The sequence below is a fragment of the Thauera sp. 28 genome, from assembly GCF_000310145.2.
GTDB lineage: Bacteria > Pseudomonadota > Gammaproteobacteria > Burkholderiales > Rhodocyclaceae > Thauera > Thauera mechernichensis.
The window spans coordinates 154,111-174,588 of record NZ_AMXA01000002.1; the positions used below are offsets into that span (position 1 = coordinate 154,111).

The following is a 20,478-nucleotide window of genomic DNA, read 5'->3' on the forward strand; positions in this document are numbered from 1 at the left end:
CCACTTTTCCTTGCCGCTTTCCTTACCCCTTTTGCAGCCCCATCAGGTAACCCGGATGCTGATTCGTCGCTTGCTCCTGCTGCTTGGCCTGCTCGGCCTGCTCACCGCCTGTTCACCCGCCGACTCTCGCAGCACCCTGCCCTCGCACGCCGGACTGCCCGCGGAGGCAATCGAGACGCTTGCCCTGATTCAGCGCGGCGGCCCCTTCCCGTATCGCAAGGATGGCACCACCTTCCAGAATCGCGAGCGCCTGCTGCCCATCAAGCCACGCGGCTACTATCGCGAATACACGGTCCCCACGCCCGGCGCACGCGATCGCGGCGCGCGCCGCATCGTCACCGGCGGCGACCCTCCCGAAGTGTTCTACTACACCGCCGACCACTACCGCAGTTTCCGCCAGATCGAAGCACTGCCATGACAGCCGACGCCCCAAGCTTCAACACCGCCGATGCGGCCCTCGAATGCCGCATCGACCTCAGCGACTGCAGGGACAAGGCAACGCTGCTCGCACGCCTCGCCAGCGCGCTGCAGTTCCCGGACTGGTTCGGTCACAACTGGGATGCACTGGCAGATTGCCTGACCGACCTTTCATGGTTGCCGGCACCCGGCTATCGAATCATCCTCACCCACGCCGAGGCACTGCGTGCGGCCGACCCCGAAACGCTGGCGACCGCGGTGGAGGTCCTCGACACCGCCGCCGCGTGGTGGGCCGAAGAAGGCATCACCTTCGAAGTGGTGTTCAGCGATCTTGCACCGGAGTCTCCGCCGCCCCACCCTGCAGCGCCCGCTTCTGATCGATAAGCTCGGCAAGGCAACGCGGGCAGTAGCACCCCAAGGCCGGATCAACAGAGCCCACAGAAGGCACCGCGAATGCCGACGGAAAGGCTGCGCACCAGCATGCCGCGTCGCCCGCCTGCATGCCGCAGGTGAACGTCGCAGCGCAGCGCGGACAGCGGTTGGTCGAAGGTGCAGGCTTTGAATTCATGCTCGAAGCGCCTTTGAATAGCGGCTTGCAACTGGGGGACTCGCCGGTCTTGAAATGCGATCGCGAGCACCTATATTCGTGTTGAGGCCGGGATCGACCGGCAAACATCGAACACAGGAGATCGCGCCATGAGCAACAACCTCACCCGCCGTCCCGACCCGCTGGAGGACTTCTTCCGTGGCTTCTTCGTTCGCCCGGTCGACTTCGGCGGCAGCAACGTCGCCAACGTGAGTGCCGACGCCCCGCAGATGCGTGTCGACGTCCGGGAGAACACCGACGCCTACGAGGTCCATGCCGAACTGCCGGGAATGAAGAAGGAAGACATCCACGTTCATATCGACGGCCCTGTGGTGTCGATCAGTGCCGAGCGCAAGCAGGAGAAGGAAGTCAAGGACGGCGAGAAGGTGCTGCGCACCGAACGCTACTTCGGCAAGGTCTCGCGCAGCTTCCAGCTTGGCCAGGAGATCGACGAAGCCAAGGCTTCGGCCCGGTTCAACGATGGTGTGCTCGAACTCAAGCTGCCGAAGAAGGCCGAGGCTCAGGCCAAGCGGCTGACCATCGACTGAGCGTCGCGGCGTCTCGAGTAAGGTAACGGCGGCCAAGGCCGCCGTTTTTCTTGCTGACCTGGAAGCGAGCGCTTACTTGCTCTTGATCATCGTGCCGACGCCGTGGTCGGTCAGGATCTCGAGCAACAGGCAATGCTCCACGCGGCCGTCGATGATGTGCACCGACTTCACGCCGTTGCGCGCCGCATCCAGCGCCGAACCGATCTTTGGCAACATGCCGCCCGACAGCGTGCCGTCGGCCACCAGATCGTCGATCTGGCGCGGCGTCAGCCCGGTGAGCAGGTTGCCCGCCTTGTCGAGCACGCCGGGAGTGTTGGTGAGCAGCACCAGTTTCTCCGCCTTGAGGATCTCGGCCAGCTTGCCCGCGACCACGTCAGCGTTGATGTTGTAGGTCTCGCCCTCCTCACCGACACCGATCGGCGCGATGACGGGGATGAAGTCGCCCTGGTCCAGGAAGGCGATGAGGCTGGGATCGATGCCAGTGATCTCACCCACCTGGCCAACATCGATCAGATCTCCCTCGGGCGCGTCCTTTTTCTGCATCAGCAGCTTCTTGGCACGGATGAAGCCGGCGTCCTTGCCAGTCAGGCCCACAGCCTTGCCACCGTGCTTGTTGATCAGGTTCACGATCTCCTTGTTGACCTGACCGCCCAACACCATCTCCACCACTTCCATGGTCTCGGCATCGGTCACGCGCATGCCCTGGATGAACTCGCCCTTCTTGCCGACACGGGCAAGCAGGTTCTCGATCTGCGGGCCGCCCCCGTGCACCACCACCGGGTTCAGGCCGACCAGCTTGAGCAACACGACGTCGCGCGCGAAGCAGTCCTTGAGGTGAGGGTCGGTCATCGCATTGCCACCGTACTTGATGACGATGGTCTTGTCGAAGAAGCGCTTGATGTAGGGCAGGGCCTCGGCCAGGATCTCGGCCTTGCGGGCGGGGGTTACGTCTTGCTGGAGGGCGGTCTGGGTCATCGGGAAACTCCTTGAGCGAACAGCCGGATTCTAGTGGCCCGCCGTGCGAACCGAAAGCAGCACGTAACCGCAGTGCACAAATCGAGTCGCCACGCCCCTTCGCATACCCTGAAGCAATCGACAGATTGAAATCATTTAATTGGAGCTATCGACACAGCAATTCCATACTGATTCTGTGTGGGGCGTTCACCGCCTCGTGAAGGAGCCCGATCATGGTCGACAAAGTTGCCCGCCTGCATTTCCAGCCAGCCAGCCCGGCCGGCGCGTTGCGCGCGCTCAGTGGCTGGCTTATCGCCCTCACCGGCCTTGCCCTGATCGTCGCGCAGTTCGTGCGCAGCATCGAAGGCTTCGAACTCCCGGTGTCCGGTGCCGTCTCCGGTGGCGCGATGGCCGCAGCCGCCACTGCGCTCGGCGCCGCACCGCTGCTGGTGGTGCGGCGCATCGGCGCCAGCGTGCAGGGCATGCTGCTTGGCTTCGGGGCGGGTGTGATGCTTGCGGCCAGCATCTTCTCGTTGCTGCTGCCTGCCTTCGAGGCTGCCCAGGCGCAAACCGGGTCGGCGCTCAGCGCCATCACCCTGGTCGCGTTCGGCGTGCTGCTCGGCGCTGGCGGGCTGCTGGCGATGGACCGCGCCCTGCCCCACACCCATGCCCCCGAAGGCCGCCGCAGCGCCGGCGCGGTGTGGCTGTTCGTGTTCGCGATCGCGGTGCACAACATCCCCGAGGGCTTGGCCATCGGCGTGGCCGCAGGCCTCAATGGCAGTGGAGTCGGTTCGGGCGACGCAGTGGCCGCAGGGATCTCGTTGCAGAACGTCCCCGAAGGTCTGATCGTGGCAATCGCCCTGGTCTCGGCCGGCTACAGCCGCTGGCTGGCTTTCGGCGTCGCCGCGATGTCCGGGCTGATCGAGCCGATTGCTGCCATCGCCGGCTCGATGATGGTGTCGGTGTCGGCGATGATCCTGCCTTGGGGGCTGGCAGGCGCAGCAGGTGCGATGCTGTTCGTGGTCAGCCACGAGATCATCCCGGAGTCGCACCGCCGTGGCCACGAGACACTCGCCACGGCCGGGCTGATGGTGGGCTTCGTGCTGATGATGGTGATGGACACGCTGCTCGGCTGAGCACGGGCACGAAAAAACGAAGGGCGCCGCAATGGGCGCCCTTCGTCGTTCAGAAATGAGGGTGGCGAGCCTGACCCCCGGCACTTGCAGGAAACGGCTGTGGCTGCTGCCTTCCGGCCCTGACCAGGTTCACCGCGCTGCAATGCGGGGAGACCCGCCACGGCCGGCATTGTAGCAGCACAACGCCGCGCCGGGCGACCGCCAATGTACGGCAGCGAGATTCTCCCCGGCTGAACAGCTCGCGGCTGGCGCCGCTCCTACAGCACCTCGCCTCGCGCTTACCCCGGTGGGAGCGGCGCGAGCCGCGAGGGTCTGAAGGCGGCACGCGCCGCGGGGGGCGCTAGGGGAAGCTCGCCACAGGCGTCGTCAGCCCTTGAGCTCGGGGAAGTCCTCTTCGAAGAACTCGAGCTCGCCGCGAGCCGCCTCGCCACGCGCCTCTTCGGCCTTGCGCAACTCCACCCGGCGGATCTTGCCCGAGATGGTCTTGGGCAGGTCGGCGAAGGACAGGCGGCGGATGCGCTTGTACGGGGCCAGGCGTTCGCGGGTGAAGGCGAAGATGTCCTTGGCGAGCTCCTTGCTGGGCTCCTGGCCGGCGACCAGGATCACGAAGGCCTTGGGCACAGCCAGGCGCACCGGATCCGGGCTCGGCACCACTGCGGCTTCGGCCACCGCGGGGTGCTCGATGAGCACGCTCTCGAGTTCAAAGGGGCTGATGCGGTAATCAGAGGCCTTGAACACATCGTCTGCGCGACCGACGTAGGTGATGTAGCCTTCCTCGTCGATGCTGGCAACGTCGCCGGTGCGGTAGTGGCCGTCTCGCATGACCTCGGCGGTCTTGGCCGGATCACCCGAGTAGCCGACCATCAGGCCGACAGGACGATGCTCGCCCATCACCAGCGAGACCTCGCCCTCGACCGAAGGCTTGCTGTCGGCGTCGAGCAGGGCAATCCTGTAGCCGGGCAGCGGGCGGCCCATGGAGCCAGGCTTGAGCGGCTGGTCGGGCGTGTTGCCGATCTGCGCGGTGGTCTCGGTCTGGCCGAAGCCGTCGCGGATGGTGATGCCCCAGGCCTTCTTCACCTGCTCGATCACTTCGGGGTTGAGCGGCTCGCCGGCGCCGATGAGTTCGCGCAGCTTGGTCTTCACCGCGGCCAGATCCTGCTGGATCAGCATGCGCCATACGGTCGGGGGCGCACACATGGTGGTGACTTCGTACTTCACCAGCACGTCGAGCAGGGCCTTGGCATTGAAGCGGTTGTAGTTGTACAGGAACACGCAGGCACCGGCGTTCCAGGGCGCGAAGAAGCAGCTCCAGGCGTGCTTGGCCCAGCCCGGCGAGGAGATGTTCATGTGACGGTCGTTGGGCTTCAGGCCGATCCAGTACATCGTCGACAGGTGGCCGACCGGGTAGGACTGGTGGGTATGCAGCACCAGCTTGGGCTTGGAGGTGGTACCCGAGGTGAAGTAAAGCAGCAGCGGGTCGTCGACGCGGGTCACGCCGTCCGGGGTGAACTGGTCGGATTCGGCCGCGGCCTCTTCGAAGGCCTTCCAGCCAGCGGGCGCGCCGCCCACTGCGATGCGGCCAAAGGCGCCAGGGAGATTCTCGAACTTGTCGGTGTGCGCCTTGCCGATCACCACATGCTTGACCTGGCCGCGCTCGACGCGATCCACCAGGTCATCCGGGGTCAGCAGCGTGGTCGCCGGGATCACCACTGCCCCGAGCTTGACCGCGGCGAGCATGGTCTCCCACAGCGGCACTTCGTTGCCGAGCATGATGAGGATGCGCTCGCCGCGCTTGACGCCCTGCTTGCGCAGCCAGTTGGCGACGCGGTTCGAGCGCGCCGACATCTCGGCAAAGGACAGCTTCGACTCGCTGCCGTCCTCCTCGATGATCCACAGTGCCGGGCTGTCGTTACCCTTGGCCATGGTGTCGAAGTAGTCCAGCGCCCAGTTGAACTCCTTGAGTTGCGGCCACTTGAAGCCGGCATAGGCGGTGGCGTAGTCGCTGCGATGCTGCAGCAGGAAGTCGCGTGCAGCCAGGAACTCGGTAACAGCGCTCATGTGCTCTCCTCTCCAGGACGTCATTGAAATCGATATTGCGTGACCGGGGCGGCTTCACCCCCTGCGCCAGGGGCATCCACTGTCGTCACGCCGGCCTCCAGGGCCGGAATTTTACGTTGACGTTAACGTAATGCAACGACCGAGATCAAATCGCGCCCGGATTTCTGCCCTCCACCGCAAGCGGCCGTATCCACGGCACGTGCACGAGCGCCGAGTTATCTTCGGCTGCCGCGGCAGAGTCGCTATACTCGCATGGTTTGCCCACTCGAGCGGAGCGCCCATGTCCGTCACACCTGGCCCCCATCGCGCACCTCATCCAGGCCTGGAGGCGCGCTATGGCAGCACAGCATGCCCTGCCGCCGACGCGCTGAACCCATTCATCGAGCAGCTCCTGTCGCATCGGTCGGTGCGCGCCTATCTGCCCGACCCGGTCAGCGAGGCGGAACTTGCCGCCATCATCGCCGCGGCGCAATCGGCCGCGAGTTCGTCCAACCTCAACCTGTGGTCGGTGGTGGCGGTGCGTGACGCCGACACCCGCGCGCAGCTGGCGCACTGTGCCGGCGACCAGGTTCATGTCCGCGAGGCCCCACTGCAACTGGTGTGGCTGGCGGACCTCGCCCGCCTGAGACACGTTGCCGCCCAGCTCGGACGCCCCTCGGCAGGACTCGACTACACCGAGCTATTCCTGACCGCGGTGATCGACGCCGCGCTGGCCGCGCAAAACGCGGCGGCTGCTGCCGAGTCGCTCGGTCTGGGCACCGTCTATATCGGCGGCATGCGCAACCAGCCCGAGCAGGTTGCAACGCTGCTCGGGCTACCGAGCGAAGTGTTCGCAGTGTTCGGCATGTGCGTCGGCAGGCCCGACCCCACCAAGCCTGCAGCGGTCAAGCCCCGCCCCGCGCAGTCGGTGGTGCTGCATCACGAACGCTATCGCCAGGCCCCGCTGGACGCCGGGATCGAAGCCTACAACCAGGCGATGGCGCGGTTCTACGAAGCACAACAGATGAAAGTGCATGGCACCTGGGACGTCCATTCCGCAAAGCGCATCGCGGGACCAGAGAGTCTCTCCGGGCGCGACCGCCTGGTCGAGGCCCTGCACGCACTCGGCTTCAAGCTCAAGTAATCCCCCGCCCGCATTCGCCGGAGAACGCCATGCGCAGCCGCAACACTTCCCTGACCACCGACCAGAAGGCCCTCGCAGTCAACCTCGACAAGTACAAGTACGGCTCGATCGTCGAGATCGGCGCCGGCCAGGAAGTGGCGCGCCGCTTCTTCCAGGTCGGCGCGGCTGCGGGCACCATCGCCAAGACCATGTCGGCCTACGACATGGCGGTGAGCGACGACATCTACGGCCATGTCGACCGCTACGTGAGCCGCGCTCGCCTGCTGCAGATGCTGGACAAGGAGTTCACCCAGGTCGTCGCCCGCCTCGCCCACGTGCGCGCCAAGAACACCACCTTCTTCGCTTATGCGGCCACCGTCACCGCGCGCAGCTTCAAGCAGAAGAACGAATGCCACGGCTGGGTCGGCATCCGCCTTCAGCTGCACCCGGGCGCCGAGCCGAGCGACGTGATCATGCACGTGCGCATGCTCGACAACGACAACGCGCTGCAGTCGGAAGCGCTCGGCATCCTTGGCGTCAATCTCATCCACGGCGCCTTCTTCCACCACCAGAATCCGGAGTGGATCGTCGAGGGTCTGGCCGACGGGCTCGGCTCAGAGCGCATCGAGGTCGACCTCATCCACTTCTCCGGCCCCTACTTCGAGGAAGTCGAGAACCGCCTGATGAACCTGCACCTGATCCGCAGCTGGCTCACGCGGGCGGTGGTGTTCAACCCTCAGGGCGAGGTGGTGGTGCCGGGCGAGCTCTTCTACCGCAAGCCCGTGATGGTGATGCGCGGCAGCTTCAAGCCGGTGACCTACGTCAACGTGGACATGATGAGCGCCGGCCTGCGCCAGTTCAGCCAGCTCGCCGCGGTGGACGAGAACGAGATCCTGTCGCTGGCCGAAGTAACGATGAACTCGCTGATCAGCGGCGATAACGTTGACGGCGCCGACTTCCTCGCCCGCATCGACCTGCTCGCCTCGCAGGGCTACACGGTGATGATCTCCGACTACGTGCGCTTCTTCCGCCTGCGCGCCTACCTGCGACGCTACACGCAGAAGCCGATCGGCATCGTGCTGTCCGTGCGCGACTTCCAGTTCCTGTTCGATGAGAAGTACTACGAAGGTCTCGAGGGCGGCATCCTGGAGGCCTTCGGCAAGCTCTTCCCTGACAACACCCACGTGTACGTTTACCCCTCGCGTCCGCGCGGCACCGACGCCGCCGCCACCGTCACCCTCGACAACGTGCAGGTACCGGAGAACCTGCGCCACCTGCTGGCCTACCTGAAGGCGAACGACAAGCTGGTGGCCGTGCAGCCGCGTGACGACAGCCATCTCCACATCGATATCGCCGAGGTACTCGCCGGCCTGCGCCGCGGTCGCGGCGAGTGGGAAGCCGATGTGCCCGAGGGCGTTGCAAAACGCATCATCGAATCGCGACTGCTGGGCTACGACACCGAATAGCCCGGCGGCCGCGCGCACGCCAACCGCGCTGCGCGCTTGCGGAACTTTCGCGACAACGGCATGCTCTTTATTGCGCCGCAACATCAACACCGCCCCCCAACGGGCTAACTCGCGAGCAAGCGCATGAGCCTCAATCCCCCCGTCCAACTGCAGATCGACCGCCCCCACGCCCTCGAAGCCGATGCCGTCCTCGACCAGCTCGGCGCCAGAGGCAAGGGCCTGAGCAACGCGGAGGCGGCCCGCCGCCTCGCCGAGGTCGGTCCCAACCGCCTGCCCCAGCCACCCAAGGACGGGCTGCTCAAGCGCTTCTTCAAGCACTTCCACGACATCCTCATCTACATCCTGATCGCCGCAGCCGGCATCACCGCGCTGCTCGGGCACTGGATCGACACCGGCGTCATCCTCGGCGTGGTGGTCATCAACGCCATCATCGGCTTCATCCAGGAAGGCAAGGCCGAGGAAGCCCTCGAAGGCATCCGCAAGATGCTGTCGGTGCATGCCCACGCGCGGCGTGACGACCAATGGTCCGAGGTCGAGGCCGACGGCCTGGTGCCGGGCGACATCGTGCGCCTGCGCTCGGGCGACCGCGTACCCGCCGACCTGCGCCTGATCGAGGCCACCAATCTGCGTATCGAGGAGTCCGCCCTCACCGGCGAGTCCGTGCCAGCAGACAAGAATACCGCGCCAGTGGCCGCAGATGCCGGCGTCGGCGACCGTTTCGGCATGGCTTACTCAGGCACCCTGGTGGCCGCCGGACGCGGTATCGGCGTGGTCACCGCCACCGGCCCCAACACCGAACTCGGCCGCATCAATCGCATGATTGCCGAAGTGCAGACCCTGCAGACGCCACTCACCCGGCAGATGGCGCAGTTCAGCAAGGTCCTGTCCGTGGTCATCGTCGCACTTGCGTTGCTGATGCTGGTGATCGGGGTGAGCCTGCACGACTTCCCGCTGGCCGAGGTCTTCCTGGCCGCGATCGGCTTCGCGGTGGCGGCCATTCCCGAGGGCCTGCCCGCCATCCTCACCATCACGCTCGCCCTTGGCGTGCAGCGCATGGCACAGCGCAACGCCATCACGCGCAAACTCACCGCGGTCGAGACCCTGGGCTCGGTCACCGTGATCTGCTCGGACAAGACCGGCACGCTGACCAAGAACGAGATGACCGCCCGCCACGTCGTCACCCGCGGCGGCTTCTACGACGTCAGCGGCACCGGCTACCGCCCCGAGGGCGAGATCACCCTCGAGGGCCGCGCCGCCAGTATCGACAGCCACGGTCACCTGCACGCCGTGATCGAGGTCGTCGCAGTGGCCAACGACACCCACGTCGCCGAGGAAGACGGCCAGTGGCGGGTTACCGGCGAACCGACCGAAGGCGCGCTGCGCACGCTTTCGCACAAGGCCGGTTTCGATGCCGACACCCACGAGCGCCACGCCAGCATCCCCTTCGAGTCGGCCAACAAGTTCATGGCCACGCTCAACACCACCCCCGCTGGCCAGCGCCGGATCCTGCTCAAGGGCGCCCCCGACCGCCTGCTCGAGCGCTGCCACCACGAACTCGGCGCCAGCGGAGAGCTCGAGCCGCTCGACCGCAGCTTCTGGGAGGCACAGATCGATGCGCTCAGCGCCGAAGGCCTGCGCGTGCTGGCCGCTGCCGCGCGCGACGTTCCCGACAGCAAGCTCGCGCTGGAGATCGAGGACCTGGAGGAGGACATGGTCTTCCTCGGCCTCATCGGCATCATCGACCCGCCGCGCCCGGAGGCGATCACCGCCATCAAGTCCTGCCACGAGGCCGGCATCCGCGTAAAGATGATCACCGGCGACCATGCCGGCACCGCACGCGCGATCGGCATCGAAATGGGCCTGGGCACGGCCGACAGCCTCAAGGTGATCACCGGCGCCGAGATCGAGGCTGCCAGCGACGAAGCGCTCAAGGCCATCGCCCATGACTGCGACATCTTTGCCCGCACCAGCCCGGAGCACAAGCTGCGCTTGGTCAAGGCCCTGCAGGCGCGCGGCGAGGTGGTGGCGATGACCGGCGACGGCGTCAACGACGCGCCCGCACTCAAGCGCGCCGACGTCGGCGTGGCGATGGGCATCAAGGGCACCGAGGCCACCAAGGAGGCCGCCGAGATCGTGCTCGCCGACGACAATTTCTCCACCATCGAGCGCGCGGTCGAGGAAGGCCGCACGATCTACGACAACCTGCGCAAGGCCATCCTCTTCATCCTGCCCACCAACGGCGCCCAGGGCCTGGTCATGCTCGCCGCGGTGGTGCTTGGCCTCACGCTGCCGCTCACTCCGGTGCAGATCCTGTGGGTGAACATGGTGGTGGCGGTCACCCTGGCGCTCGCGCTCGCCTTCGAGCCGGCCGAGCCCGGCGTCATGCAGCGCCCGCCGCGCAAGCCGGGAGCGCCGATCATGGGCCGGGTGATGCTGTGGCGGGTGGCGATCGTGTCGATTCTGATCGGCGGCGCCACCATCGCCATGTTCGAGGTCGAGCTGATGCTCGACATGGAGCTCGGTGTGGCGCGCACCATGGCGGTCAACACCCTGGTCATCGCGCAGGCCTTCTACCTCTTCAACAGCCGTTTCCTGGTCGCCTCCAGCCTGCGCGCCGAGTTGCTATTCACCAACCGCGCCGCGCTCATCGCGGTGGGCGTGCTGGTGCTGCTGCAACTGGGCTTCGTGTACCTGCCGTTCATGAACACCTGGTTCGGCACCGCGCCGCTCGAACTGCGCCACTGGCTGGTGCCGCTGGGCATCGGTCTAGTGGTGTTCCTGCTCATCGAGGCGGAGAAGGCCTGGGTCAGGCGGCTCAACGCCCAGGGTTAAGCCGCCTTCGGAGGGCGAACCGGCCTGCGTAGTGCCTCTTCCGAAAACGCGATGACCCACGACCAGTCCCTGATCCTGCTCATCCTCGCCGCCACCGTTGGCATGTTCCTGTGGGGGCGCTGGCGCCACGACATGGTCGCGGCGGGTGCCCTGCTCGCCTGCGTACTCGCCGGGCTGGTCGCACCCGCCGAGGCCTTCTCCGGCTTCGGCCACCCGGCGGTGGTCACCGTGGCCTGCGTGCTGGTGCTCAGCCGGGGGCTGCAGAGTTCGGGCGCAGTCGATGTGCTCGCCGCCCGCGTGCTGCCCGCCAAGGCGGGCATGGCCGCAAGCCTGGCCGCGCTCGTCGGCCTAGGGGCGCTGCTTTCGGGCTTCATGAACAACGTGGGGGCGATGGCCCTGCTGATGCCGGTGGCGATGCAACTCGCCGGGCGCCTGTCGCTGCCGCCCGGGCGGGTGCTGATGCCGCTGGCCTTCGGCACCATTCTCGGCGGCATGACCACGATGATCGGCACCCCGCCCAACCTGATCGTGTCCGGCTTCCGTGCCCAGCAGGGCACGGGCGGCTTCGCCATGTTCGACTTCACCCCGATCGGCCTGGCCGTCGCCCTCGGCGGCATCCTGTTCATCGTGCTGCTCGGCTGGCGCCTCGTGCCCGCGCGCGAGAAGGCGAGCACCGAAGGCTTCGAGACCGGCGCCTACGTCACCGAGGTGCGCGTGCTGCCCGACAGCAAGGCGGCGGGCCTGCTCCTGCGCGAGATCGAGCGCACGCTGGACGGGGCCGACGCGCAGGTCATCGGCCTGGTGCGCAACGAGGTTCGCATGAACGCCCCCCAGTCCGGGCGCAAGGTGCTCGCGGGCGACATCCTCGTCATCGAGGCCGAGGCGGACGCCCTGCCCGAGGTCCTGTCCACGCTGGGGCTGAAACTGGAGGAGGCCGGCTCGTCGAGCGCGGAGGACGAGACCGGGCAGGAGGACAAGGGCGAAAAGAACCACGGTCAGGACAAAGCCGGCGAGAAGGCCGGACACAAGGCCGGGCGCGAGGGCGAGGACGCCGAAGCCGAAGCGGACAGATCACCCCAGGACGACGAGATCACCCTGATGGAGCTCGTCGTCCGCCCCGAGGCCGGCCTCATCGGCCGCTCGGCCAAGGACCTGCTGCTGCGCACCCGCTACGGCCTCAACCTGCTTGCCGTGTCGCGCGAGGGCGCGCGCTCCAAGGCCCGGCTGAGGACCCTGAAGATCCAGGCTGGCGACCTGCTGCTGATGCAGGGCCCGCTTGAAGCCTTGAGCGAGTTCGCCGCCGACTCGGGCTGCGTGCCACTGGCGCGGCGCGACTTGCGCATCCCCGACCGCGGCAAGGCCTGGGTCGCCGGGCTCGTCATGGCCTTCGCGGTCGGCGGCGCCGCCCTCGGCCTGTTGCCGGCGGCAATCTCCTTCGCGCTCGGCGTGCTTGCCTCGATGGCCCTGCGCACCGTGCCGCTGCGCGCGGTGTACGAAAGCATCGACTGGTCGGTGATCGTGCTCCTGGGCGCGCTGATCCCGGTCGCGGGGGCGATGGAGTCGACCGGCAGCGCCAACCTCATCGCGCGCGCCTTGCTCGAGGGTGTGGCGCGCGGCGACGCGATCGTCGGCCTCACTCTCGTGATGGTGGTCACCATGTTCCTGTCCGACCTCATGAACAACGCCGCGACCGCGGCGGTGATGTGCCCGATTGCGATCGGCACCGCAGCCGCGCTGGGGGCAAGCGCCGACCCTTTCCTGATGGCAGTCGCGATCGGCGCCTCTTGCGCCTTCCTAACCCCCATAGGGCACCAGAACAACACGCTGATCCTTGGCCCAGGCGGCTTTCGCTTCGGAGACTACTGGCGCCTCGGGCTACCCCTCGAGCTTCTCGTCGTGGCGATCGCCATCCCCCTGCTCATGCTCTTCTGGCCACTGCACGGCTGACCCTCGGCAGCCGGACACAGGTCACGGCTACATGGTGGTAGAAGCTCAACCGGTCCGATCGAATTTGTGACAAGAGTCCAGGCCAATTCGTGAACCTCAGGTGCAGTGTCATCCCTCGTTCCTGAGGGAGGGGAGGAGGTCGGGTCCGGCGACCTTTGCATGCCGGCCCACGCGCTAGTAGAGTCCAAGCGCGCCCACCCTTGCAGAGCACATCATGCCGATCACCCGCAAGCGCGCCGTGTTTGCGGCGGTCTTCGTCGCCCACACGCTCGGCGTCTTGTCCTCCATCGACGCCCTGATGTCCACCCGCACCGCACCCGGCGCTGTGGCCTGGATCGTGTCGCTGAGCACCTTCCCTTACGTCACCGTGCCGGCCTACTGGGTTTTCGGGCGGAACCGTTTCAACGGCTACGTGATCGGCCGTCGCGAGGACGACAGCCTGCTCTACCGTGAGCTCGCGCAGAAGATGTCACACGTGGGACAGTACGCAATCGCGCCGCCCGACGCCCAGCAGCAACTGCAGGTCATGGAGCGCCTGGCCAAGCTGCCACTGCTCGGCGGCAACGAAGCCGAGTTGCTGATCGACGGTGAGGCCGCGTTCGCCAGCATGTTCGCCGGCATCGATGCAGCCGAGCGTTATCTGCTGGTGCAGTTCTACATCGTGCGCGACGACGCCCTCGGCCGCGAACTCAAGCGCCGCCTCGAAGCCCGAGCGCGTGCGGGAGTGAAGGTGCATTTCCTGTATGACGAGATCGGCAGCTACCGGCTGCCGCGGCGCTATGTGCAGGAGCTGCGGGCCGCGGGTGTCGAGGTGCGCCCCTTCCACTCCACCCAGGGCTCAGGCAATCGCTTTCAGCTCAACTTCCGCAACCACCGCAAGATCATCGTCGCCGACGGCCGCGTGGGCTGGGTAGGCGGCTTCAACGTCGGTGACGAGTACTTGGGTCGCGACCGCCGCATCGGTCCCTGGCGCGACACCCACATGAAGCTCATCGGCCCGGCCGTGTTCAGCCTGCAGCTGTCCTTCCTCGAAGACTGGCACTGGGCGAGCGGCGAAATTCTGGACTTCGACTGGCAGCCGGCCACGGCGGCAAACGGTGGCATGCCGGTCCTGATGCTGCCGAGCGGCCCCGCCGACCGCTTCGAGACCGCCAGCCTGATGGTGCAGCATGCGCTCGCATCGGCGCGCCACCGCGCCTGGATCGCCAGCCCCTACTTCGTACCTGACGAATCGGTGCTCAACGCGCTCAAGCTCGCCGCGCTGCGCGGGGTGGACGTTCGCATCCTCATCCCTGAGCGTCCGGATAACATCCTCACCTGGCTCGCGGCCTACGCTTTCGTCGGGCCGCTGCTTGAGGCCGGCGTGCACATCCATCGCTACCAGGCGGGCTTCCTGCATGGCAAGACCATGCTCATCGACGACGGCGCCGCGGCAGTGGGCACGGTCAACCTCGACAACCGCTCCTTCCGCCTCAACTTCGAGATCACCGCCTGGGTGCTGGACGAGGGCTTCGGCCGCGACGTGGCGGCCATGTTCGAGGCGGACTTCGCGCGCTCGCGCGAGATGACGCTGGCCGAGGTGCTCGACCAGCCGTGGTGGTTCCGCGCCGCCTCGCGCGCTGCCCATCTCACCGCACCGGTGCTGTGAGCATGCGCCGGATCTCGGGCACACAGGACCCACAAGACGTGCCGCAGCCCAACTTCGCCTGCAAGGCATCGAGATCGGCGCCGGCGCCGATGGCGGCGGCGATCTCGTTCTCGGACACGTTCAGGCAGTTGCACACGATCCGACCCCGTCCGGCTGCCGCCGTGGGCGGCACCGACAGCGGCGCCAGCAGCCAGCGCCGCAGCTCGGCGGTGGACTGCGCCTCCACCATCAGTTCTCGCAGCCAGGCGCCCGCCACCGTGTCTCCAGCCAGGCGCACGCCGACCAGGCATTCGTTGTCGATCCGCGCGCGCTTGCTGATGCCCCGCCGCCGATCCTCGAAGCTCAGCACGCAGTCGTCGTCCAACCCGAGCAGGGCATCGAGCTCGGCCAGCCAGGCCGGCGGGATCGGCTGGTCATGCGCGACCCGCATCACGACTGCAGCGGTATCGCGACCGGCAAGCGCGAGCGAGGCATAGGCGAAACGTTCGAGCCACGGCACCAGGGACTCGGCTTGCTCGATGGCTGCGCATTCGTCACGCTCGACACGCATCAGCAGCATCTGCCAGGGCAGCTCGGCGCGCTCGATGGCAATCGCGCTGTGCTTGAGCTCGGGTTGTCTGGAGAATGGGTCCACGTCGCCACCGACCAGTACGTTGATCCCGCCCGAGTCGAGTACGTTGCGCCCCCAGTGCATGGCCACGAAGGCCTGGCCGCGCCCGACCTCCTCCGACGCATGCGCACGCAGCACCAGCTCGCCGCGCCGGCTCGACACCCGCAGCAGCTCGCCACTGCGCACGCCATACGTCTGCAGGTCGGCGGGGTTGAGATCGATGCGGGCCTCGTCCACATGGCTGTACAGGCGTGCAACCTTGCCGGTGCGGCTCATGCCGTGCCACTGATCGCGCAGGCGGCCGGTGGTGAGGTGCAACGGATAGCAGGCATCGACCTGCTCCGCCGTGCTCGCCTGCACAGGCACCACGAAACGTGCGCGGCCGCTCGGGGTCGGGAAATGCCCGTCGGCATACAGACGCCCCCTGCCCGCCTCCCCTGCCGCGCGCATCGCGGCCGTGAGCGGCCATTGCTGCGGCCCCGCGCTGTCGAGCAGGGCATAGTCGAGGCCGGTGATGTCGAGATCACGTCCGGCGGTGCTCGCCACGTGCTCGGCAAAGATCGCTTCCACGCCGTCATAGGCGAACATGCGCCCGGCCTGCGGCTTGCCGATCAACGGTCCGAGTGCACGTGCGAAGTCGCACACGATGCGCCAGTCGGGCCGCGCCTCGGCGGGCGGCGGCAAGGCCCGCTTCACATGCGTGATGCGGCGCTCGGAATTGGTCACCGTGCCCTCCTTCTCGCCCCAGGTCGCCGCCGGCAGCATGAGATCGGCAAAGGCTGCGGTCTCGGTACTGCGAAACGCCTCCTGCAGCACGACGAAGTCGCAGCGCTGCAAGGCCTCTCGCACCCGCTCGAGTTCGGGCATCGACTGCGCCGGATTGGTGCACGCGATCCACAGCGCCTTGATGCGGCCTTCGCGCACGGCCTGGAACAGCTCCACCGCGGTCAGTCCCGGCGTGGCGGGCACGCTATCGACGCCCCACAGACGGGCGATTTCTTCGCGATGGGCCGGGTTGGCCAGGTCGCGATGGGCGGACAGCAGGTTGGCCAGCCCGCCCACCTCGCGCCCGCCCATCGCGTTGGGCTGGCCGGTGAGCGAGAACGGTCCGCAGCCCGGCTTGCCGATCTTGCCGGTGGCGAGCGATAGCGCGATCAGCGCCGCGCCGTTGTGGGTACCGTGGGTGGACTGGTTGAGGCCCTGGCACCACAGCGACAGCGCCGCCGGCGACTGCCCCCACCAGCGCGCAGCGGTGACGATGTCGGCCTCGGCGACGCCGCACACGCCGGCCGCCACAGCCGGCGTGATCGTGTCCACATGCGTGCGCAGCGCATCGAAGCCCTCGGTATGGGCGGCGATGAAAGCGGCGTCGACCAGGCCCTCGCGCAGCAGCACATGCAGCATCGCGTTGTACAGCCAGATGTCGGTGCCAGGCAGGATGGCCAGGTGCAGGTCGGCACTGGCGGCGGTGTCGGTGCGGCGCGGATCGACCACGATCAGCTTCATGTGCGGGCGCGCCTTCCTCGCATCCTCGATGCGACGGAAGGCGACCGGATGGGCATAGGCAGGATTGGCACCGGCGATCAGGATGCAGTCGGCGTGGTCGAAGTCCTCGTAGGCGCAAGGCGGCGCATCCGCACCCAGGGTCTGCTTGTAGGCAGCGACCGCACTCGACATGCACAGCCGCGAGTTGGTATCGACGTTGTTGCTGCCGATCAGGCCCTTCATCGCCTTGTTGAAGACATAGTAGTCCTCGGTCAGCAACTGGCCGGAGATGTAGAAGGCCACTGCGTCCGGGCCATGGGTGTTGATGACCTCGGCGAAACGGTTCGCCGCGGTGGCGATGGCCTCATCCCAGCCCACGCGCTGGCGTGGCTCGCCACGCGTGCGCCGCAGCTCCGGGTGCAGCAGCCGTGTCTGCGGCCGTGCAGTGAGGTGCAGGGTCGAACCCTTGGTGCACAGGCGGCCGAAGTTGGCCGGATGCGCGGGGTCCCCGCGCACGCCGGTGATGCGTTCGCCGTCGTGCTCGATCAGCACACCGCAGCCGACGCCACAATAGGGACAGGTCGCGCGGGTCTGCATCGGAGATGGGGATGGCGACGGGGCTGTGGTCTTCGCTGGCAGATCGGAAGTCATCATGGAGCCTTTGGTTCTAGTGGCGGCTGAGCAGGTACAGCAGCACGACGTTGAGTGCGAGCGATAGCGCGGCGACGATCTTCAGCGCCAGGCGCGGGTTGCGCTCGAGCAAGGGCACGCGGCGGCGGGTGGCAAGCGGACGGCTCGCACCGCGTTCGAGTGCGAGCAGGAACTCCTCGGCGGTCTCGAAGCGATCCTGCATCTCGCGCGCGCAGGCCTTCAGCAAGACGCTCTCGAGCCACTCGGGGGTGTCGGGGCGGTAACGCGTCGGCGGTACCGGGGCGGCAAAGCGCGGGTGCTGGAAAGGCTCCACCTCGCCATAGGGGTACTTTCGCGTCAGCAGCTCGTAGAGCGTGACACCGCAGGCGTAGAGATCGGAAGACTCGCTTGCCTGAGCGCCGGCAAACAGTTCGGGCGCCATGTAGGACGGAGTGCCCGGGTTGTTGATCTCGGCGAGGTCCTCGGCGTCGGTCGCGGCCACACCGAGGTCGAGCAGGCGCAACTCGCCACTGCGGTCGATATGGACATTGTCGGGCTTGATATCGCGGTGCACGATGCCGAGTCGGTGCAGCACCGCCACCCTGCGCAGCAAGGCACGGCCGATGCCGACCAGTTCATGCGCCTCATAGCGGTGCCCACGGGCAAGGCTGGCCTTCAGCGTTTCGCCCTCATGCCAGCTCATCAGGTAGTACAGGTGCGCACGCGCATGGTCGCACACGCGCGGAAAGCCCTTGCCCGGGACACGGCGGGCCAGCCACTCCTCGCGCACCAGCGCGCTCACCGCCTCGTCGTCGTCCGCCTCCGGGCGCAGCGTCTTCAGTACCAGGGCCTCACCGCTGCTCAAGCGCGTGACCCGGTAGAGCAGCGTCACGCGCGATTCGTGCAGCACCTCTTCCACACGCAGGCCGTCGATCGCCTGCCCTGGCTTGAGCCGCGGCGGCAAGGGCAGGCGGTGACTGTCGGCGAGGCGGTCGCGCAGGTTGTCGGCAGGCAGCGCGTCGACATTGGCCACCAGCGCAGTGGCGTTGTCGGTGGCACCGCGGCGCAGCGCACCCTGGGCAAGCGCATCGGCAGCCCGTTGGGCATCCGGCTGCGCCTGCAGTACGGCGGCGATGCCGGCATCGCCGAGCGTGGTCCATACGCCATCTGTCGCCAGCACGAAGCGGTCGCCGGCAGCCAGCTCGCCATCGTCGTGGTCGACCAGCAGGCGTGCCTCCAGACCGATCGCACGGCGCAGCACGTTGTCGAACTCGGGGTGCGCCCAGGTGTGGTCCTCGGTCAGGCGCAGCAGTTCGCCCGCCCGCCAGCGGTAGGCGCGCGAGTCGCCCACGTGGGCGACGTGATAGCGCCGACCGCGCAGCACCACGGCCGTCAGCGTGGTCGCCATGCCGGCATACTCGCGCGCCTTCGCCGACTGGCCGAGCAGCCAGCGATTGACCGCAGCGAGCACGGTATCGACCGACTTGTCGACGCTCCAGGTCTGCGGCGTCGAAAAGTAGTCGGCGAGCAGGCTACGCACCGTCTGCTCGGCGGCCTCGCGGCCGTGGGCATGACCGCCCACACCGTCGGCCACGGCCAGCAGCATGCCCTTGGCCTCGAGCTCCTCGCCTTCGGGCGTGGCAGCGCCGACGAAATCCTCGTTGCGCGGGCGCGGCCCCTGCGCGCTGGCGTGGCCCAGGCTGACCCGCAGGGCGGACGCAGCACGTGCCGGCGGCGACACGCTGCCCGCCACGGCGGGTTGTGTGATTGCATTGAGCGTACGCACGATGCCTCCGTTACGGATCTGGCGGACGGGCCGGGCTCAGATCTTTGCCGAGGTCAGGTGCGCTGCACCCCAGGTGGTGCGCCAGCGCGTCTTCACTGCGGTCAGGCCGATCAGTGCGAACACGGCAAGCGCGGCGAACACCAGGAAACCGATCTGGTAGCTGCCGGTGACCTGCTTCGAGTAGCCGAGGGATGACGCCAGGTAGAAACCGCCGACACCGCCCGCCATTCCGACCAGGCCGGTCATGACGCCGATCTCGCGCCGGAAGCGCTGCGGCACGAGCTGGAACACCGCACCGTTGCCCATGCCCAGCGCCAGCATCGCACACACGAACACCACCAGCGCCATCCATGCCTCGGGCAGGCCGAAGCTGACGATGGCAAGGAAGATCGCCGCAAACACGTACATCACGCTGAGCGACTTGACCCCGCCGATGCGGTCCGCCACGTTGCCGCCAATCGGTCGCACCAGCGAACCGGCAAACACGCAGCCGGCGGTGAAGAAGCCCGCCATCTTCGGGTCCAGCCCGTACTGGGTATTGAAGTAGATCACCAGCGAGGACGCGAGGCCGACGAAACCACCGAAAGTGACGGCATAGAAGAACATGAACCACCACGCATCCTTGTCCTTGAGCACCTTCAGGTACTCGGCGAAGGTCTTGGGCGGCGGCGCGTCCGGCGCGTCCTTGGCCATGAAGCAGAAGGCGACAAGCACGATCACCAGCGGGATCAGCGCGATGCCGAAGACGTTGTGCCAGCCGAAGGCCATCGCCAGGCCGGGGGCGAACAGCGCAGCAAAGGCGGTGCCGGAGTTGCCCGCCCCGGCGATGCCCATCGCCGTGCCCTGGTGCTCCGGCGGATACCAGCGCGAAGCCAGCGGCAGCGCGGCGGCAAACGATGCACCGGCGACGCCGAGGAACACGCCCAGCACCAGCACCTCGGCAAAGGAATGAACGCCTGCAACCCAGGCATAGGCAAGCGCGGCGATGACGATGATCTGGCCGATGATCGCCGCCTTCTTCGGCGACAGGCGATCAACCGCCACGCCCATGACGATGCGCAGCAGCGCCCCGGCCAGCACCGGCGTCGCCACCATCAGGCCCTTCTCGGAATGGGACAAGCCAAGGTCAGCCGAGATGCCCACCGCCAGCGGGCCAAGCAACACCCACACCATGAAGGCGAGGTCGAAGTACAGGAATGCGGCAATGAGGGTCGGCGTATGGCCGGCCTGCAGGAAGGACTTCTTATCCATTTCGGGCTCCAGAGTTCTTGAT

General features: G+C 67.2%; 16 protein-coding genes and 1 other RNA gene. 9 read left to right on the forward strand and 8 right to left on the reverse strand.

What is annotated here, in order from left to right; translation table 11 throughout:
• Positions 1–55: 55 nt before the first annotated feature.
• Both C662_RS02735 and C662_RS02740 read left to right on the forward strand, forming a co-directional pair.
• On the forward strand, positions 56–418 hold the full coding sequence (locus C662_RS02735; protein ID WP_002924683.1) for a ribonuclease domain-containing protein: 363 nt from the start codon (positions 56–58) through the stop codon (positions 416–418).
• Positions 415–801 (forward strand): barstar family protein, encoded by a 387-nt coding sequence (locus C662_RS02740; RefSeq protein ID WP_002924684.1) that lies wholly within the window; start codon positions 415–417, stop codon positions 799–801. Before C662_RS02735 ends, C662_RS02740 begins: the two co-directional genes overlap by 4 nt.
• On the opposite strand, the gene C662_RS19880 is transcribed toward C662_RS02740, so the two are convergent.
• On the reverse strand, positions 740–919 hold the full coding sequence (locus C662_RS19880) for a hypothetical protein (protein WP_232433203.1): 180 nt from the start codon (positions 917–919) through the stop codon (positions 740–742). The genes C662_RS02740 and C662_RS19880 overlap by 62 nt on opposite strands.
• Positions 843–1,055, reverse strand: coding sequence for a hypothetical protein (locus tag C662_RS20490; protein WP_232433204.1), 213 nt, complete (start codon positions 1,053–1,055; stop codon positions 843–845). Before C662_RS20490 ends, C662_RS19880 begins: the two co-directional genes overlap by 77 nt.
• Before the next feature lie 58 nt (positions 1,056–1,113).
• Between C662_RS20490 and C662_RS02745 the strand changes: the two genes are divergently transcribed.
• On the forward strand, positions 1,114–1,551 hold the full coding sequence (locus tag C662_RS02745; RefSeq protein ID WP_002924685.1) for an Hsp20/alpha crystallin family protein: 438 nt from the start codon (positions 1,114–1,116) through the stop codon (positions 1,549–1,551).
• Between the two features lie 72 nt (positions 1,552–1,623).
• Here C662_RS02745 and argB read toward each other — a convergent pair whose 3' ends face one another.
• Positions 1,624–2,526, reverse strand: coding sequence for an acetylglutamate kinase (gene argB, locus C662_RS02750; RefSeq protein WP_002924686.1), 903 nt, complete (start codon positions 2,524–2,526; stop codon positions 1,624–1,626).
• A gap of 212 nt (positions 2,527–2,738) precedes the next feature.
• On the opposite strand from argB, the gene C662_RS02755 reads away from it, so the two are divergent.
• Positions 2,739–3,641, forward strand: a complete 903-nt coding sequence (locus C662_RS02755) for a ZIP family metal transporter (RefSeq protein WP_002924696.1) — start codon at positions 2,739–2,741, stop codon at positions 3,639–3,641.
• A 60-nt stretch (positions 3,642–3,701) separates the two neighbouring features.
• Here the strand turns inward: C662_RS02755 and ffs are convergent.
• Both ffs and C662_RS02760 read right to left on the reverse strand, forming a co-directional pair.
• An RNA gene (gene ffs, locus C662_RS19885) (signal recognition particle sRNA small type) lies at positions 3,702–3,800 on the reverse strand.
• A gap of 207 nt (positions 3,801–4,007) precedes the next feature.
• Complete coding sequence (locus tag C662_RS02760; protein WP_002924702.1) at positions 4,008–5,699, reverse strand: AMP-binding protein; 1,692 nt, start codon at positions 5,697–5,699, stop codon at positions 4,008–4,010.
• A 280-nt stretch (positions 5,700–5,979) separates the two neighbouring features.
• Here C662_RS02760 and C662_RS02765 point away from each other — a divergent pair, with 280 nt between their 5' ends.
• The 5 genes from C662_RS02765 to cls all read left to right on the forward strand — a co-directional run bounded on the left by C662_RS02765 (position 5,980) and on the right by cls (position 14,694).
• Positions 5,980–6,822 (forward strand): nitroreductase family protein, encoded by an 843-nt coding sequence (locus C662_RS02765; protein WP_002924704.1) that lies wholly within the window; start codon positions 5,980–5,982, stop codon positions 6,820–6,822.
• A 29-nt stretch (positions 6,823–6,851) separates the two neighbouring features.
• Positions 6,852–8,267: a hypothetical protein gene (locus C662_RS02770; protein ID WP_002924706.1), complete on the forward strand. Its 1,416-nt coding sequence runs from the start codon at positions 6,852–6,854 to the stop codon at positions 8,265–8,267.
• A 123-nt stretch (positions 8,268–8,390) separates the two neighbouring features.
• Positions 8,391–11,099, forward strand: coding sequence for a cation-transporting P-type ATPase (locus C662_RS02775; protein ID WP_002924708.1), 2,709 nt, complete (start codon positions 8,391–8,393; stop codon positions 11,097–11,099).
• Between the two features lie 51 nt (positions 11,100–11,150).
• Positions 11,151–13,046 carry an SLC13 family permease gene (locus tag C662_RS02780; protein ID WP_002924709.1) on the forward strand — a complete coding sequence of 632 codons (1,896 nt, stop codon included), beginning with the start codon at positions 11,151–11,153 and terminating at the stop codon, positions 13,044–13,046.
• A gap of 214 nt (positions 13,047–13,260) precedes the next feature.
• A complete protein-coding gene (cls, locus tag C662_RS02785; protein WP_002924711.1) occupies positions 13,261–14,694 on the forward strand; it encodes a cardiolipin synthase in 1,434 nt (477 codons plus the stop codon).
• Here the strand turns inward: cls and C662_RS02790 are convergent.
• The 3 genes from C662_RS02790 to C662_RS02800 form a co-directional block, all read right to left on the reverse strand.
• Complete coding sequence (locus tag C662_RS02790; protein ID WP_083485723.1) at positions 14,675–17,386, reverse strand: nitrate reductase; 2,712 nt, start codon at positions 17,384–17,386, stop codon at positions 14,675–14,677. The genes cls and C662_RS02790 overlap by 20 nt on opposite strands.
• Positions 17,387–17,456: 70 nt before the next feature.
• On the reverse strand, positions 17,457–19,205 hold the full coding sequence (locus tag C662_RS02795) for a bifunctional protein-serine/threonine kinase/phosphatase (RefSeq protein WP_002924715.1): 1,749 nt from the start codon (positions 19,203–19,205) through the stop codon (positions 17,457–17,459).
• Between the two features lie 36 nt (positions 19,206–19,241).
• Positions 19,242–20,456 (reverse strand): nitrate/nitrite transporter, encoded by a 1,215-nt coding sequence (locus C662_RS02800; RefSeq protein ID WP_002924722.1) that lies wholly within the window; start codon positions 20,454–20,456, stop codon positions 19,242–19,244.
• Between the last annotated feature and the right edge of the window lie 22 nt (positions 20,457–20,478).